This window comes from Ktedonobacter racemifer DSM 44963 (assembly GCF_000178855.1).
Lineage (GTDB): Bacteria > Chloroflexota > Ktedonobacteria > Ktedonobacterales > Ktedonobacteraceae > Ktedonobacter > Ktedonobacter racemifer.
Genome location: NZ_ADVG01000001.1, coordinates 3,378,475 through 3,396,061 on the forward strand (window position 1 = coordinate 3,378,475; position 17,587 = coordinate 3,396,061).

Annotated in this window: 14 protein-coding genes; all 14 read right to left on the bottom strand. The window is 53.8% G+C overall.

The window, feature by feature from the left end; translation table 11 throughout:
* Positions 1 to 485: 485 nt before the first annotated feature.
* The 14 genes from KRAC_RS14295 to iscB all read right to left on the bottom strand — a co-directional run bounded on the left by KRAC_RS14295 (position 486) and on the right by iscB (position 17,201).
* A complete protein-coding gene (locus tag KRAC_RS14295; protein WP_007908085.1) occupies positions 486 to 1,088 on the bottom strand; it encodes an enoyl-CoA hydratase/isomerase family protein in 603 nt (200 codons plus the stop codon).
* Between the two features lie 261 nt (positions 1,089 to 1,349).
* The gene (locus tag KRAC_RS61580; protein WP_007908086.1) at positions 1,350 to 2,165 is read right to left on the bottom strand and encodes a MerR family transcriptional regulator; all 816 of its coding nucleotides are present in this window, start codon (positions 2,163 to 2,165) and stop codon (positions 1,350 to 1,352) included.
* A 176-nt stretch (positions 2,166 to 2,341) separates the two neighbouring features.
* Complete coding sequence (locus KRAC_RS14305) at positions 2,342 to 3,145, bottom strand: enoyl-CoA hydratase/isomerase family protein (protein WP_007908087.1); 804 nt, start codon at positions 3,143 to 3,145, stop codon at positions 2,342 to 2,344.
* Positions 3,142 to 3,384: a PaaD-like zinc ribbon domain-containing protein gene (locus tag KRAC_RS14310; protein WP_157506441.1), complete on the bottom strand. Its 243-nt coding sequence runs from the start codon at positions 3,382 to 3,384 to the stop codon at positions 3,142 to 3,144. Before KRAC_RS14310 ends, KRAC_RS14305 begins: the two co-directional genes overlap by 4 nt.
* Positions 3,381 to 4,157, bottom strand: a complete 777-nt coding sequence (locus tag KRAC_RS14315) for a 1,2-phenylacetyl-CoA epoxidase subunit PaaC (protein WP_007908090.1) — start codon at positions 4,155 to 4,157, stop codon at positions 3,381 to 3,383. Before KRAC_RS14315 ends, KRAC_RS14310 begins: the two co-directional genes overlap by 4 nt.
* 142 nt (positions 4,158 to 4,299) lie before the next feature.
* The gene (locus KRAC_RS14320; protein WP_007908092.1) at positions 4,300 to 4,548 is read right to left on the bottom strand and encodes a hypothetical protein; all 249 of its coding nucleotides are present in this window, start codon (positions 4,546 to 4,548) and stop codon (positions 4,300 to 4,302) included.
* Positions 4,545 to 4,898 (bottom strand): metal-sulfur cluster assembly factor, encoded by a 354-nt coding sequence (locus KRAC_RS14325; RefSeq protein WP_007908094.1) that lies wholly within the window; start codon positions 4,896 to 4,898, stop codon positions 4,545 to 4,547. The genes KRAC_RS14320 and KRAC_RS14325 overlap by 4 nt, the downstream gene beginning before the upstream one ends.
* Positions 4,895 to 5,854 (bottom strand): Phenylacetic acid catabolic protein, encoded by a 960-nt coding sequence (locus tag KRAC_RS14330; protein ID WP_007908095.1) that lies wholly within the window; start codon positions 5,852 to 5,854, stop codon positions 4,895 to 4,897. The genes KRAC_RS14325 and KRAC_RS14330 overlap by 4 nt, the downstream gene beginning before the upstream one ends.
* Before the next feature lie 220 nt (positions 5,855 to 6,074).
* Positions 6,075 to 7,142 (bottom strand): lytic transglycosylase domain-containing protein, encoded by a 1,068-nt coding sequence (locus KRAC_RS61585; protein WP_007908097.1) that lies wholly within the window; start codon positions 7,140 to 7,142, stop codon positions 6,075 to 6,077.
* A gap of 381 nt (positions 7,143 to 7,523) precedes the next feature.
* Positions 7,524 to 8,951: a glycoside hydrolase family 57 protein gene (locus KRAC_RS14340; protein ID WP_007908098.1), complete on the bottom strand. Its 1,428-nt coding sequence runs from the start codon at positions 8,949 to 8,951 to the stop codon at positions 7,524 to 7,526.
* 18 nt (positions 8,952 to 8,969) lie between these two features.
* Positions 8,970 to 10,388, bottom strand: coding sequence for a glycosyltransferase family 4 protein (locus KRAC_RS14345; protein WP_007908099.1), 1,419 nt, complete (start codon positions 10,386 to 10,388; stop codon positions 8,970 to 8,972).
* 327 nt (positions 10,389 to 10,715) lie between these two features.
* A complete protein-coding gene (locus KRAC_RS69095) occupies positions 10,716 to 12,563 on the bottom strand; it encodes a protein kinase domain-containing protein (RefSeq protein ID WP_007908100.1) in 1,848 nt (615 codons plus the stop codon).
* A gap of 538 nt (positions 12,564 to 13,101) precedes the next feature.
* Complete coding sequence (selB, locus tag KRAC_RS14355; protein WP_007908106.1) at positions 13,102 to 15,108, bottom strand: selenocysteine-specific translation elongation factor; 2,007 nt, start codon at positions 15,106 to 15,108, stop codon at positions 13,102 to 13,104.
* Between the two features lie 803 nt (positions 15,109 to 15,911).
* A complete protein-coding gene (gene iscB / locus KRAC_RS14365; RefSeq protein WP_007908111.1) occupies positions 15,912 to 17,201 on the bottom strand; it encodes an RNA-guided endonuclease IscB in 1,290 nt (429 codons plus the stop codon).
* Positions 17,202 to 17,587: the final 386 nt, after the last annotated feature.

Consider the following 17,587-nt stretch of genomic DNA (forward strand, 5'->3'; position numbering starts at 1 on the left):
GCCTCTTATGCTCTGCCCATCTCTTCGCCACCTGCTACCTGTCACACCACGTTAGCCAGTAAAATAGATGTTACAGCTACGCCTTGTTCACACAGAAGAAAATTACATGAATATCCATCTATATACAGCAGAGATGCAGAGTAGTGCACATATAAGCAAATTCATTGCCTACTCTGGAAGGCTATTTAGCCTTGCACATCATGCCGCTACTTAGTAGCTTACTGCCGTTGGATTAAGAGAATGTTATGTGAAGGTAAAAAAGACCCATCTTTACGGCATATTGAGCAAGATTTAAAGCCAACTTAACACAAAAAAGACTGAGTACACTAGGAGTCTCTAATGTCTCAGCCAAGCTCAAATTTTACTATTGCCTTAACTTATGCCTTAACACCCTCTTAAACCTTATACCCCTTCATAAAATTGGTAAAAAACGTAGTGAAGGAGGGTTGGCTCGGCCAGCCCTCCTTCACTACGTTTTATTTTTTCTAGGCGGTCAGGCCAACGATGGAGAGCATAACCAGGAGTTCTTCAGACTCCTGGAGGAAGCGCGCGGCAGGCAACACCTGGTGAACCAGGCCAGCTTCAAGGGCGGCGTGCGCGCTCAAGGTCTCACCACTCTTGGCGAGTCGCTCAAATATCTCCGGTTTTAGGAGCGAGGGAAAGCGCTGCGAGGTCGCGGAAGGAAAGAGGCGCGCGTTTTCAGCAGGCAGACGCAAAGTCACATCTTCGCGCGCAATAAGCGTATCACAGAGCGCAGCCAACTCGCTGCCAGGACCATAGGCATGACCTTTGATCAGCGCCACCGAGGGGATTCCCTGTTGTGCAAGCTGCTGAAAAGCCTCGTCGACACTTCGTGCTGCCTGGTGCAATTTCTGTAGTTCCATGGAGTCCACGGGAAGATCAAAACCCGAGCAGAATGCCTCTTCGCCCATGCCAGTGAGGACGACCAGGTTCAGAGTTTGCTGCTGGGCAGAGCGGAGAATTTCCGCCAGCCGCAACAGCATAGCCGTATTTAAGGCATTGTGGGGAACATTATCGAGGATAATCCAGAGGATATCGTTACGTACCCTGGTACGGACGCTTGACATACGACCTTCCTGTTGCTTTGCGCCTCGCGGGAGGGCACATACTTTCTACTGATGCTTAGACTCGTTGTTTATTATACCATCGTATACCCTTTTATAGAAGCATGCAAATATAGAATATAGTAATACGGAGTCAGAGCTTCTCACAAATCACCTCTTGCGCCACACACCCACACCTCTTACCCATGGGCGCCGCAGGCGCAGTATGTAAGATCCCCTGGATAGAGTGTGAGCGGTACGCCCTCTCTATCCAGGGGTGTTCTCCTAATGTTGCTGCTGATAGGCAGCAAGCATTTGATTGATAAAAGCCCATTCTTCCTTAGAATAAGGCATAGCTATTGGGCGCTCCGCCTCGGGCATCTTGCCCAGATTACCGTAGAAGTTCTTCAGCCCCTGGGTAATGCCGGGGTCGCCCTGCGTAAAAGATGCGATCATGGCATTCCATTGTGCGGCCAGCGCCTGGGCCTCAGGACCAGCGGGATCTGCATTGATGGACATCAAGCGCTTCAGCTCGGCTCCCAACTCACTCCAACGGCGCGAGGCCTCTACCTGGTCCGCCTCGGTAAAGTTTTTCCCGCGCTCAGCAATCTGCTGGCGCTGCTCCTCGGTATACGAGGCCCGGGAGAGCTCATCCATTTTCTGCAACTGCTCATCATTAAGGTACTTCTTACGCCATTCGTTATCCTGTTGCATCTGTATCACCTGGATCACATGGAGAATTGCCGACCAGTCCTGGGTATTTACCTCCAGCAATCTCTGCGTCTCCTCCAGGGCTTGCAAGACCTTATCAAGCTGCTGTTTGCGCTCCATCAGCATACAATGCTGGATCTGAAGCGACTCGCGCAAGCCCGAGGGACCAACGCGCAGACACGCCTTGATCTCCTCAAGTGAGAACCCCAGAAACTTCAACGCCAGAATCTGCTGCAAACGCCAGAAATCCGCATCAGTATAGAGGCGATACCCGGCCTCGGTATACCCAGAAGGCGAGAGCAGCCCCACCTTATCGTAAAAACGCAATGTACGTATCGAGACCGAGGCCATCCGCGCGAACTGACCGGTATGATAAAATTGGCGATCCAAGTGCTACCTCCTTTCAAAACGGAGTATAATGCGTGACGTAACGTCATGGTCAAGCCCTTATCATAACAAAAAAGAGCAAGCAGGGGAACGTCGCCATTGACGTTCTCCTGCTTGCGTATGAGAGTGCAGAAAACGGGAAAAGGGTGGGTGTATGTTTAGGGTTTAGGTCTTAGAATTTATCGCCCGGTAAAGTTGCGCTCCTTGCGCTTCTCGATGTAGGCGCTAATGCCTTCTTTGGCATCCTCGCTCTGGAAGCAGAGCTGCTGTAACTCGCGCTCGATGGCCAGGGCCTCGGAGAAGGCGACCTCAGACCCAGACTGCACGGAGCGCTTGATACGCCCAACAGTACGCGAGGCCTTATTCGGTGGGCAGAAGGTTTTGGCATACTCCAGGACCTTCTCCCAGTAGCCTTCGGAGTCGTAGATATAGTTAATCAGGCCCAGGTCCTGTGCCTCCTCGAAGCTCATCAGCTTGCCCTCGGTCATATACTCGATGGCCTTGTTCTTGGGCAGAGCACGCGCCATGCGCTGCGTGCCACCCGTTCCCGGCAGCACACCCAGGTTGATCTCGGGCAGGCCAACCTGGCCCGCACCACGGCGCGCAATACGAATATCGCAGGCCAGGGCAATCTCCAGACCACCACCAACGGTATGCCCATTGAGCGCGGCAATCACCAGCTTGGGCGTCTGCTCCAGCCGGGTGAGGGTCTCATTGGCATGCAAGCAGAAATAGTATTTGTAGGTGGGGGAGACGGAATTGAGCATGCTGATCTCGGCTCCCGCACAGAAGAAGCGTTCACCCGCGCCCCGGATCACGATGACATGCGCGTTCTCGTCAAAGCGGGCCTGTAAGATTGCTTCATCCAACTGGCGCATCATCTCATAGCTATAGGTGTTGGCTGGTGCATTGCTCAACTCAATGACGGCGACGCCATCGGTGACAGCATAGTTTACCAGGATGCGCTCGGAAGTGGTTGTCATAGTAGTTCATCCTTTCGCTCAACATAGTCGTAGAGGACAGCATCGTCCTTAATATATTCAAAAGGCGTATGACAGGCGTGGCAGTAGTACTGCACAGTCAGCAGTTGCTGGCCGAACAGGGCATCAAGTTCAGTCTGTGTCGAAGCACAGAAGGGGCAGGCGACCGCGCTCTCGCGCTGGTCTTGAGCGGCAGAGAATGATTGCGTTACTGCCTGATCCGGCTGAAACTGCCTCATCATTGCGCTCCTTGCCCCTGCGGTCGCAAACGGCGCGCCACCGCGTCCCAGCGCCCCCAGGGCAGCGCTTGCGTGACGCGCCAGGTCTTGTTCTCTGAGTCAAAGGCGACTGGCATCTCAAAGTCCACGGCCTGCAAGGTTGGCATAATCGTGTGCAGAAAACGGGCGCGCAAAGCATCAGGTGTGGCGTCAATGATGCCTTCCTGGTGAAGGCGCTGCATCGCGGGATCATCCTCGGGGCCAAACCAGCAGAGCGTCTCCTCCCAGAGTCCCAGGAGAGAGGCAGACATTGTCGCTCGTACCGCGCCACCAGCCTTCATCAGGCGTCGCACCCAGCCATCGGCGTGCGCGGCATGGATGCGCTCTTCCAACAAAATTTTGCGCGCGCGCGCGCCTAGCGGCTCATAGGTTGAGCGTTGCGCAGCCACGAAAAAGGTTGTCAGCGCGGTATCCAGCAGGAAGTTGGTCGCTACAAAATCGCTCCAGCCCGCGAAATCATGATCCAGGAAGGAGAGCGCATAGTTGAGCGTGCGCGTCTCCGGCTCAATCTGGGCGAGATCGGCCTGCGCCTGGGTGAAGTTTGCTAGCAAGGGATAGAGTGTGCGCGCATGCCCCAGTTCGTCCTGCGTCATCGCCGCCGCCGCAACAGCCGCCTCCAGCGTCGGCGCGCCATTGCACCAGAAGGCATAGCGACGGCCAATGGCCTGTTTGTTATCAGCCAGCGATGAGAGCACGGCGAAGAGGGCCGCATGATCGGTACGCATGGTTGTCGTCATAATAGAAACAAGCTCCTAGACAAAAACACTTGACGTATTTGTTTTTTTCCTTGTCATACTCTTCTTGCAGATCTAGGCTGGATGTGGGACGCGACTGCTGAGCTAATAGACTATTTCTTCGATCCGTCTGAGGATCCTGCAATTACGATGCGATAACCGTCACAATACAGTCACGCGGGATCAGCACCATCTCAATCCAGCCGAACTCGTCATAGATACTGCGGGCATACACACGTGCCAGCTCGACATCATCTGCCATGACATTGCCAATCTCGTGCAGTGGCTCCTCATACTTGCGGCGGGCGTAGACACACCAGACCCGCGTATCATTGAGCGCCTCGCGACGAGCATGCCTCTCTTCCGCCTGCCTGTTCTCTATTGACGTATTCATGCGGAGACTCCCCAGGTGCGCATAATATCGATTCCCTCCTCGCTCAAGCGGGCCTTCGTCCAGGCCGGGTCCCAGACCACCTCGATCTCCACCTGCTCAACCCCCGGCTCGCGTAATAGGCGCTCGCGCACATCCTCAAGGATAAAGTCGGTCGCGGGACAGCCCATAGCCGTAAAGGTCAGCCGTACAGCCACGTGCAAGCCATGCCGCTCAATGGCGACAATCAGACCCATATCCACGACGCTGATGGGTAGCTCCGGGTCCATTACGTCGCGTAGCGCGTCCCAGAGCGCGGGACAGCTTGGATGATCGAGAGGCAGATCCTGGAGCGAGGGATAGATCGTGGTCATAGCTCTTGCTCCAGTTGGCGCAGCATGGCTTTCTTCCCACGCTGGATCATCGCCACAAAGCGCTCATTGCTGGGTCCCCTGGCCTTCCAGCGCACCAGTACATCGTTCCAGGTACAGGGTCCCTCCTCTAGAAGCCAGCGTTTATGCGTGGCATCGAAATGAGCGGGAAAAGCACAGTCGATCACATACTTTTGTTGTTCAGCGTCGTAGTGAGCTGGCACCTTGAGTTGCAACTCCTCGCAAAGAGGAACCGCGGTCGACATCCAGATCTGGCGCAGCTCGTCGTTGCTATGCCCCTTAAAGCCATACTCCAGCTGCTCGGTATGCTTTTTCATCGTATCGGGGAGACCAAACCACTCAACCGTCAACAGAAACATCCAATTGACCGCGTTTTGCAGCAACTCGTGTCCTGCGCGATCTTTATTGAGGCGACGCATCCACTGCTCGCCATGCCGCAGGTGGAAGGTTTCCTCTTTATCAACCTTGAGCAGGGCGCGCTTCCAGGGGCCAAAGGTCGTGCTTTGATAGACATCGCTGAGGAGGGTGTAACCCGCGCGGTCATAGAAGGCATTCGCGACGATCAGTTCGACCCAGCTCTCCAGCGGCACATCAAAGGCATAGGGATACTTAAACTTGGCGGGCTCGCGCTCAAAGATTAGCTCTTCAGTGTTGACTCCCAGGTCGCGTAGAAGGCGGTAGGCGATATGCGCATGGCCTAGTTCGTCCTGGATAATCGAGATCGCCGAGCCGAAGGCATTGAGGGAGGGCGCGTGAATAGCGGCATTATAGTAGGCAGGTGAACTGATGAGTTCAGTATCGGCGGAGACCGTCAAGATACGCTTGATCCCTTCAAGATACAGCGGACTCATATGCTCAACCGATTCAATTAACTGTTGCTTGCGAATACGTTGCAGCAGAGCCTCCTCGCTCTGGAGCGTTGGGATCGCGGTAGTCATGACTCGTCACTCCTTCTCGTCTACATTGAACAAGCAGGAACCGCCCTTGAAGATGGGTAGAGCATACCATCCATCCTCTTACCTCAGCATACCACACCGGTATATCTCCATATGGACATATTCATTGTATGTTGTAGCACAGGAAAAAGTCAAGGAGAGCAAAAGAACCCATACAAGAAAGCTGGCAGAATGCTCTGCCAGCTTTCTTGTATGGGTTCTTTTAAATGCCCATGATCTTGGTCAAGTAGTTGCGCGTCTCGGCGGGTAAATAATTCATCCAGTTCGCCCCGCCCTGATTGACAGCGTTCTGCACAACTCCAGAGCCTGCGTTATAGGAGGCCAGGGCCTTGGCATAGTCACCGCCCCACTGGTCGCGTAACTGCGCCATATATTTGGCCGCACCATAGAGCGCCTGCACCGGGTCCCAGGGATTGAAGCCCAGGCCCGCTGCGGTAGAAGGAAGGAACTGCGCGATACCGACCGCGCCCGCCGGCGAGACGGCGTTGGGATTAAAACTGCTCTCGGAGTAGATCTGGCGCACAAAATAGTCAGGATTAATCCCATACTTCGCCGCAGCCTCACGTGCGATCTGCACATACTGATTGGTCGAAAGCTGTGATGGGACACCAGCCGGAACGCCAGCCGATTGTGGGGGATTGGCAGCTTTATCCTCCTGGTGAGAAGGAACGTTCCAACTATTAATTGGTGACTGAGCCAAGTTCATAAGATCCGTCAATGGATTACTGGTCTGCCCTCCACCTAAAGGAGTCAAGGAGAGCAAAGAGGTCAGGACCACACCGCACAACGCCCCTAGAACAATTGCATAGCGGAGCTGTGAGTTAATCCTCCTCACAGGCTTCAGGTCTTCCGTGTGACGCTCTGACTCGGGCAGAAGCGTGGTCGTCCGGCGCGAAGCTTTCGGCTTCTTGCCAGGGATTACAAGATATTTTGCGGCGGCGGTCTGCCGCTCGGGTGCAGACTGAAGGGCAGAGGTAACAAGGGCCTGCGTCGTTGCCACATCGTAGAGCACACGTGTCGAAGCAGGCTGGATCGGACCCGTTGTCATAGTGCCTGGCTGAAATGTGGAGGCGAGCGATCTCGTGTACTGAGGTGGGAGGGTAGTAGTGTTGGGCGCAGAAACCGATTGTGTATTGGCACCATCTACTGCGGCAGCGGATGTAATGGGAGGGAAGAGAGCATTGGTGTGAATAGGGCGCTCAGTCGTCACTTCATCCGTAGAAGTCCCTTCCACACGGCTAAACGACGGGAGAGAGCGAAATTGCGACATAACCTACCTCATTACTACAATAAACTACCTACTGGGAATGAGTCTAAACGATGTGGATGCGCTCGTCAATTTTCCGCCGTCAACTGGGTGAAAAGTAATATGGTAAAGCACAGCAATTTTTAACCATAGCTTATGCATAATCATATACTTAAAGCAGATATATCTTGATACTTACTTTTGGGCAACAGCTAATATCATATGCGCATTCGTGAATGACTTCTCGCGCCTGCGGCGCTCGCTTTAGAGGAGATGTGGAGGATGTTGGGAGCCTGCGGCTCCCAACATCCTCCACATCTCCTTTTTAGGCATCTGAAAAAGTACCTTGCATATGAGGTTAAACAAAAAGAAGCCCGGCAGGAGGTTACCTGCCGGGCTTCTTTGTTAGCTCTTCGGGGTCGGGGTAGGAGCAGCTAGCTCGCGCTGGCGCCTCCTGGGGCGAGGTTTAGGCGTCGCAAATGAAGCCTCCTCCTGGAGCACATCAGCGTCAACAGGAGCGTGTTGCCTCTTTAAGGGACGCGCGCGGGGTTTCACACGACGGGCCGCACGGGCTGGAAGATAGGGCTCCATCGCGTGCAGTGTGTTCAGGTATACCTGCTGTTGCTCATAGATTAGCTCAGGAACTTCCAGGTGCCGCCATTCACGAGGAAGAAACGGCGCGATCTGGGCGCTGACATCGGCATAACGTAGGTGATCCACCTGGCTCAACCAGTGGGCAATATCAACTAGTGCGGGCTGCTCGGTCAGGCGAGCCATATTATGAACCGCACTCATCAACTGGAGCAAGCGCCGCTGCGCGGAGGTTGCTACATACTCTGAGCCACCTTCGGGATCGAGCGAGCCACCTTGTAGCGCTGGCGTGACTGGAAGTGGCAGATAATATGCCCCCGCCAGGTGACGCTCGCCCAACTCACTTAGCGTATGCGTCTGTATCCCAATGTGCTCTAGCTCGCCTGGCAGGGCACGCAAAAAGTCGAAGATACCGCTTCCGCGACTATGCCGCTCACCAAATGTCTCAAAGTCCCAGCCCAGCACTAGCTGCTCACCGGGGGTCTGAGCTAACCATGAGGCATATGTGGTGGCATAGAGGGGGAAATCGGACCAGCGTATATCACTGAAGCGTACGCCGACATCATCACTCAACTGGCGATGGCGGGCAAACAAGAGCGGAGCATGTGATGAACGCTCTTCTCTCGCTCTCAGGCGCCTGGCGGCAATCGGGCGTGCATAGGCTCCCTCGTCGCCATAACGATAGAGGTAGGTACAGTCACGCCAGCCCAGGATATGCGCCTGCCCATCCATCAGCGCGCCTTGAAAACCAGCGGCATCCAGAGCATTGTATAGCGGGGCCGACATAGCCAGTTCAGTGCTATCCACAATGTGTGGACGCTTGCCAAAAATTGTATGAAGATCCTCAGCCATCTTGCGCATACTGGCCTCAAAGGCAGGCAGATCGAAGAGGAAAAGCAGGCTATGATAGGGTTCAACTCCCAATAATTCAACACGCTCTTCCGCCACCAGTTCGCGGAAGAGATCCAGCAAGGATGGCTCCCACGCCTGAGCTTGTTGGAGGAACGAGAGGGAGAAACCAATAGACAAACGCAGGCCATGACGAACCAGGTCCAGGAACATCCTTGTAGCTGGATAATAACAGTTCTGAGCAACCTGTCGAAAATAGCGCTCATTTAGCGCCTCGTCGAAGAGACAACGAGCTATATCCTCAAGGGAGGCCCCGCGCGGTATAGGTTGCGCGGGGAGTTTTAAACGACGAGGTTGATGGACTACGGTATAGAGCGCGACATCCGCGACCATAAAACCGTCCTCTCAAAACTAGACGCCATGCTTCTCCGCGACCTTTTCCTCCGCCTGCGAAGCTGGCTTTGTGTTACTAATCTGGGGCGCGCTTGGAGCATGTAAAGCTACATTTGTCTGTATTGGCAGCAGCGGCACATTCTGTTTGCGAGCCAGGAACTCAAGCTTGCTCACCAGATTGGCAATGACACGATCCCAGACAAACTGCGAGGAGGTGCGATAGCCTCCCTGGCGAATGCGCTCCTGCTCCTCGGGATGGCGCTGCATGTAGAGGAGATAACCGACAATCTCATCGGGATCCTCTGTCTCAGTCACAATCGCATTCTCGAAGGAGATAGCGTAATCCTCACCGGTAGAGCCAGTCACAGCGATACCCTGCGCAGCCATGACCTCCAGGGCCACCAGGCCGAATGGCTCGTGCCCGCTATTAGCAAGCGTTGCATCGGCGGCGGCGTACGCCACACGCACAAACTCTTCGGGAAGGAAGAAGCGCAGATTGTAGACATCGGCGGGGCCAGCTTGCTCAATCAGGTCGATACACTGCTGCAAGTTGGGGCGCTTGGCTTCGATATCGCGAATGACCAGGCCACGATGATAGGCATGACGTAGCACATCCGCGCCATGAGGTTCGATACCGCCGCGCACAAAAAGCGTTACTGGATGACCACTCTCTTTTAAGCGGGCCGCAGCCTCGATAGCCATCATCCAGCGTTTGTCGGGATCGAAGCGACCAATTTTGAAGAGGAAGAAACGACGTGGGTCATTTTGCCGGGCCACGGCGCGCAGGCGCGTCACAGCGTCCTGGTCCACTGGCTGCAAGTAGCGCGCTGGAATACCATTGGGGATCACCAGGGGATTGACGCTGTAGTTCCACATTTTATGCTTCATATACTTACTAACGGTACACAGCGTCGTCACAAAATTGAGGCGTCCCCAGTCGATACGATGCAGCGACATCAGGCTATTGAGATTCCACAGCATAAGGGTTCGCTGGCGCAGGCCAAACCAGTGCAACAGATCGGAGGTGCGCATCATCGCTTCCGCAGTATGCCAGTCCTCACCCATAATCACGACCATTTTGCCTTCGGCGGCGGCGGGGCGCACAATTTCACTATAGATATGATAGGGAACGCTCTCGTTGTAGTCATAGAGCTTCTGTTCCTCACCATCATAGACACCGTTGGGATAATACTGGCTTACCCATTGAGACCAGCGCTTGAGAATCAAACGCCCCTCAATACGGTGCTCAACACTAGGCTTCTGAGAATCGCCAATATAGATAAGGTGGGTCGTATACCCCTGCGTTGCCAATGCTTCACTGAGCTCAGCGATGCGTGTCCCCAGGCCGCCAGCCGTCGAGTAGATATCTGGTCCCTCAAAGCACAGCAATACAAAGAGTGTATTCTCTGGCGATATGGCTCCATCAAGTTTCATCATAAGCAAAAAATCCTCTGGTTTAGAATAACAAGCGCGAGGAAGAGGTGACTGTTCCATAGCAAAAAAGGCCGCTTGTTCAGACATTCGCGACTACAATTTCAGTATATCACACACGCATGGCAGGCTATAGCACAGGCAACGCGAAATGTACTATGCAAGGCGTAGAAAGGTAGAGTTTTCGGGGGCTTCCCAGCGCCACTTCCACCATCCTCAATCTCTTTCCATAAATTCGATTTCATGGGTGGAGAGTGAAGGAAATGCCAGGAGCCACTATTGATATATATCAGTAGCGGCTCCTGGCATTTCCTTCACTCTCTCTTATGCCATTTATGGCGTCGGCGTTACGGCCGGTGGGGGGGGGGGTGTCGGCGTCGGCGTCTTAATTGGTGTCGGCGTCGGTGTCGGTGCTGGAGCCTTCGTCGGTGTCGGCGTCGGCTGTTGCGTCGCCGTTGCAGTTGGCGAGGGCGTCGGATTAACACCCAGGTTCGCAACATAGACAACTACCACACCACCTTCAGTCACCGTCTGCCCTTCAGGTGGATCAACACGAATCACTGTATTTGGGGGGAGTGTCGCGTCCGGGCCCGCATCAAGAGACGAAATCTGCGCATCCGTGAAGCCCGCATCCTTTAAACGCTTCGTCACTACGTCGAGCGGCTTTTTAAGCAGGCCAGATGGCACTGTATGGGTAGTCGGCTTTTTCTGCATCTCCAGCCCAATCACCATATTGGGGGCAATCTTATCGCCAGGTTGGGATGACTGATGCAATACCACGCCATCCTGGGGACCCTTGATAATCTTGACCTGAAGGTGATTCTGCTGCGCGAGTTGTTGCGCCTCATCAAAGGTCAGATTAGTAAAGGTGGGAACCGTCACCAGATTTGGTCCAGGCGTCGAGGTTGCCGCAGGCGTCAGGCCAGGAATATGCACAACTCCGAGTTCGGCTGCCAGGAAAAAACTAAAACCTAATAATAGCAAAGCGGCGAGCACAATAAGCGCCGTCACAAAACCAGCAGCACGAGAGTTATTCTGGGGACGCCCTGGATACGGATATGCTAAATCGTCACGCTGGAAGGGGCGTGTTGTCCCACTTCCGGTGGTCGCAGTATAAGGCACGGTCCCTTGTTCAGCGACCATCATCGGATCACCGGTGGCGGGTCCCGGAATAAGCATTTGATCGCCTGGATAGCCCTGGGCAGGCGCGGCCACCCCCTGATTGGGCGAGCTTATCTGTCCATAAGGCGAGGAGACACCTAAGCGAGGAGACGAGACAGCGGCACCATACCCACTGGAGCCAGCGGGAGGCGTTGACACACTACCTGGCGTCACACCGTGCGCGAGGCCAATCTCCTCCTGGCCCAGTGTTTCAAGCGCACGCGCCAGTGAGCTTCCATCCCGATACCGCATCTCGGGAATCTTCTCCAGGCAGCGCAGGATCACGTCCTCCAGAGCTGGAGGGATATTAGGATTGAAATGACTGGGGGGCACGGGAGTATCTTGAATATGCTGCATAGCCACCGCGACAGGGGTATCGCCATCAAAAGGCGTCCGCCCCGTCAACATCTCGTACATGACGATGCCCAGGGCATAGACGTCAGCGGCAGGGCTCACGATCTCGCCCTGCGCCTGCTCTGGCGCATAGTATTGTACGGTTCCCAGCGTCATACCAGTCGTTGTCAGACGCTCGGCGTTGATATCCTTGTATACACTGGCGATACCAAAATCGGTAAGCTTGATCGAGCCATCACGTCCCACAAGCACATTCTGGGGTTTGACATCTCTATGGACAATTTGGCGACGGTGAGCGGCACCCAGACCCAGAGCGACATCGTGCGCGATAATGATCGCCCGGTCCACGGCCAATAGACCACGCGAACGCAGGTAGCGGCGCAGGTCGGTCCCTTCGATCAGCTCCATCACGATGAAATAATTGCCATCGCTCTGACCATAATCGTAGACCTGTACGATATTAGGATGCTGAAGGGACGAAGCGGCCTTTGCTTCGCGTTGGAAGCGAGTGACAAACTTTGGATCGGTGCTATAGACCTCGCGCAGCACTTTAATGGCGACATCGCGTTCCATGTGCAAATCGCGTCCACGATAGATCGTGGCCATGCCGCCACGGCCTATGGCCTCTTGTAGTCGGTATCGCTCACCCAAAACTTCGATTTGCATAGTTCTCCGCACTGTACAGGCAATAGTTGTGTCGCCAACCATACCGGGGCAACACAGAAGTCAGAAGGCGGCACCACGGATATCCCCAGGTGCTGCTTGGGATAAAGAAGCTCGTCATATAAAGAGCTAATTTCACATGCCGCAACGCTCGCACCAACTGCGAACTATTATTCCGAAACCCAACGTCACTCGCGTGACTAGCGCTTCGCGCTCAGGGTTTTCGGATCAGAAGACATGCAAAAAAGACGAAAAGAAGAGACACCTTTGGCCCCAAAGGCGCAAATCAACGGCTCAACATTGGCGTTCCAGACTCTCCGGGCGCAGGCCTCGGGGATTTCAGGCTCAGCCAGTACATGTATACATCGTGCAACTTATTGTAACCTATTCTGCGACAGAATGGAACACTCTCCACAAAACTAGGAAATAGTGTTCCATTTTATGGCGTGACTGCTCGCGCCTGCGGCGCGAGCTGGGGTAGGAGGTGTGGTGTGTGCTAGCAGCCTGCGGCTGCTAGCACACACCACACCTACCTGACATATCATGCTTTCGCCAGCATACGCACATCGCCAGCACGACGCGTTATGCGTAGTACGTCCAGGTGCTCAAGCAGAGGCACGATATACTTACGACTGGTATCCAGCACATCACGCGCCTCCGCCGCAGTCATCGTTTCATGCGTGATCATATAGCGCACTAATCTAGAGACGGCCTCGTCATAGGTCTCATGCAGGAAGAGCACGCTCTCGCTCACTTTGATCAGGCGTCCCTTCTCAATCAGCGCCGCCACCACCTCAGGGTCCGCCAGTTTCTCAGCCTCTCCCAGCACTGGTGGCGCAAACGGTTGCTTGCGAAAAGCCCGCTCCAAAACCTCAACCTGGCGCTGTTGCGCATCCGTAAACATTGGCTTGAAGTCAGGCATCCGTAGCAAGCTCATAGGACGCGACGCACTCGTCTCCTGGTCAGCCAGTTCCAGCACACCCTCCTCACGTAAGGCCATAAAGATGTCGTTTACCTGCCTTGCTGAAAGATTCAAGCGTGTACGCCACTCCTCTTTGGCCAACCCACTCCGCAATGGATATTGGCGGTGATAGTTGGCAAGCAGGCGACTACTTTCTTCGATCAGGATATTCCAGATGGAACGCGCGAACCAGAGTCCCCGAGTGCCTTCATCCTTGTCCCCAGCCACGCCCTTCGTTCCTATATGGCGAACTCGCTCTTCTATTAACAACGACTTGAGCGCCTGCCATGTCACATCTTCGGCAAGATTCGCTAAACGTGCAACCTCCGCCAGCTCATATCCCTGTAGCCCGATCAATGTCCTGACCTCCAGACGACTCGCCTCACCTTGTTTTGTGCGACCAGCGCGCGCGGCAATGGCTCGCCTATCCAGAGCTGCCAGCACCAGTTCCTCTGGCGTTCCCTGCTGAAGTTGCTCCAGAGCTGCCAGCACGGGCTGCTGGAAGCGACGATGATAGCGCGGATGCATGTCTACAACCTCGCCACCTCCAATCGTCAGGCTGGGCGAGGGAATACGTAGGATAAAGGCATCACGACGAGCCGTTACCGCTGGACGGCTCAAACGCAATTGCGCCCAACAGCTCTCGCCCGGCTGCAACTCATCTGTATCGAGGAGACGCACACGCGCGGGAATCTCCTGTGAGCCACAGTAGAACTCCACCTGGGTATTATGAGTTAGCGAACGCTCAGCATCAGCAAGGAGCGAGATACGCGCGTCCAGCAGCAGCGTCGGACGTAACTGGCCCGGCAAGACGACCACATCTCCACGCTTAAGCTCCGTACGTGCAATGCCTGGCAGATTGATCGCGACCCTGCTGCCGGGATACACCACGTCGCGACCCTGTTTATGCATCTGTAAGCTACGGACACGACTCTTCTGGCCTCCTGGTAACACCTCGACCTCCTGTCCCTGGCGCAGACTCCCATCGAGCAGGGTTCCCGTCACCACCGTACCAAAACCGGTCAGGGTAAATACGCGGTCGATGGGCAGGCGGGGACGCGCGATATCCTGGCGCGCCTCGGCCTCATCAAGCAGGCGCTCAAGTTCGGCCAGGAGTTGAGGCAGCCCCTGACCAGTGTAGGCCGACACCGGGAGAATAGCAGCTCCTGATAGGGTTGTAGGGCGTATCTGCTGCGCGACCTCCTCGCGTACCAGTTCCAGCCACTCCTCATCCACCAGGTCCGCCTTAGTGATCGCGACCACGCCGTGGCGCACACGCAGGAGGTCCAGGATCGCCAGGTGCTCACGTGTCTGAGGCATGATGCCCTCATCGGCGGCAACGACCAGCAGCGCCGCGTCAATCCCGCCTACGCCCGCCAGCATATTTTTAATAAAGGCCTCGTGACCAGGCACATCGACGATACTCACCTCGCGCCCATGAGGAAGCTTGAGCCAGGCAAAACCAAGATCAATGGTCATACCTCGCTCTTTCTCCTCCACAAGCCTATCGGGATCAATGCCCGTTAAGGCCTCAACCAGGGTCGATTTGCCATGGTCGACATGGCCAGCCGTGCCAATACAACTCATCGCGTCACCAACATGCAGGCAGTATACACTGTTACGGCCTTCTTCACATACCAAAGAGTAATAAAGAGTAGAATATCCTCTTCCTAACCACCTATTATAAGCCTTTTTTAGTAACATTGCATAAAGCGGAGAGCAAGTTGTGTCCCACTTGTAAGTAGGTGAGCAACGCCTCCTTTCGTCAAAAGGTTAATGTTCTTGTGCGATATAGTTCAGCCTTTGCCACTGGGGCAACGTATCTAGCTCGTTTACTGAGGCAAAATAGTGCAACTTTGTCTTAATCCCACATTCCGCAGTGAAATTCTCGTCTGACTTTTCAAGCGGCTTCAGGAAGCAGAGATAAAGAGTATCTCTGCAATGTAACTTGGCTTGTAGCCTGCATTCAAAAAAACGGGTGCGAAATGTGGGCACAAAATAATCGCTTTATTACTGCCTAATCGTTAGCAGCAACATTGACGTAGCTTCACCCATATTTTTACTTTTTAGACAATTAAGTTATTAATATTCTTTAACTTTGATATTGACAAAACGAAAAAAGACGTTATAACTTATTTATATAAAATATATTGCTTTGCAGGAATTAGGTAGCAAAGCCATGTTAAGCAGCGAAGATCTCCACATTTATGCCCGGCTTCGCCTGCTTTTTTGATTCTTTACCAAAATAGTGGACTTTTGCTATATAGATTGAGAAAAATTTATTTATATATAAATAAATTTTTCGCAAAGTTCTGCCAGAAAGGATTCTGTATGTCAAGCTATCCACGTTCTTTCCATCATAAAATCGCGCCATGCGGGGACCCCTGGCTTTAGACATGGGGAGGAGCATGGCGCACTCCTTTCTGAATATACTCATAACCGTCAGATCGATGCACACACCGCAAATACTTGGGGTGAATATCGACCTTCCCAAGTCGAAAACTAGGCCGATGGCGAATGGCGATTCGTCCTTCAAATGTTCCTTTGGGCGTTATGGCTTTGACCATATCACCCGTTTGATACCCCAAAAAGGTTTTTTTGCGTGCTTTGTGCTGCTTGGGGAAGCCAAACTCATCAGGTACGCACATACGCCTGCGCCCATGCCCTGTGGCTGCGATGCGCAAGGGCACAATTCCTTTGTGCGATAGCGTAACAGGCGTATTCATGCCCACGCACGACGCATCGAGCCAGTGGTTTTTGGGCAATCCTCGCATGGTGCGATTGTACTTGGTCAAGCCACCGCTGCCACACTCCACAGGTAACCCCACGGCTTTGAGCCGTTCGAATAACGCAAAACGCGTGGCATTCACCGCTGCGGCATCCTTGAGTGGCTTCTTCACATGGGCCAGAATACGCGTGAGCACATCAGGCTTCTTGGTGAGAAACACCGCAATATCCTGGGTGCCTTTTGCGGTATTGCATGGCTCACAGGCCAGCGTAAGATTGCTTATCCGATTGGTGCCACCATGAGCACGTGGATGGATATGCTCGACTTGAAGCGGAACATTTTGTTTGCCACAATAGGCACATCTGCGTTCCCACTTTTCCAGCAAAAATTCTCTGATCTCATATCCTTGCAATGTTCCTTGCTGATATTCAATCCCTGTTATGTCTGGATTCTCTATCAATTGCAGATCAAACTTGACCAATTCTTGGCTGATGGCCGCAATGGGAGCATAGCGACACAAACGAGCTACCCACGTCTGGATGTTGGCAAGCCGACTTTCTAATGATGGTGGCAACCATCCTTTCTTACGCCGCCTATTCAGGTATCGCGGTTTGCGATACCGTGTTTTACGGTTACGTCGGTTGCGGCGAACCGCACGACGATCATCCAGGCTTCCCTTGATTTTGTGCCCACGATGCTCAAGTTCAGCCGCGAAAACAATCTTACCGTTGCCCTCATTCACCAGGGCGATCCCCGTGGTTTTACTTCCAGGATCAAGCTTGAGGCGCAAGGGTTGCACCTCTGGCTGTTCAACTACCCGTTTGAGCACAATAGTAAAAGGGTATCTGCGAAACACAGCAGCTTTCCCTTGCGTGAGTAAAAGCCTTGCCCGTGCTGGATGGACTGGATTTAATGGTTTGTAGTCACTATCAATCACAAACACGTTGCTCAAGTTGAGCCTCTACTTTCGTAGGTAATGGTTGCCTCGACAATGATAGAGGGCGGTACTTTTCCCTGAGCACTGCATAACACCCCGTTTTGCTGTTTAACTCAGAGATTCTAGAGCTACAGGCTGGCACGCACCCGTAGGTAGGAACTTGAACGCTTCACCTCTATCGTAGCCCGATAGCCGTCTGCCGAAACAGAAAGCTCATGGCGAAGTCTGGACAGGTCCGGGCTTGCGTTCACAAGCCCCTGCCTTTAGGCATGGGGTACCTGACATATTTCCCAGACTCTTTGTAATAGTAATGGTTGGTTTACTGCTCCGATTTTCATATGCAAACGTATGCAAGCACACATTCACACCGAATTTCGTTGTTCCTGTTTCATCCGTAGGTG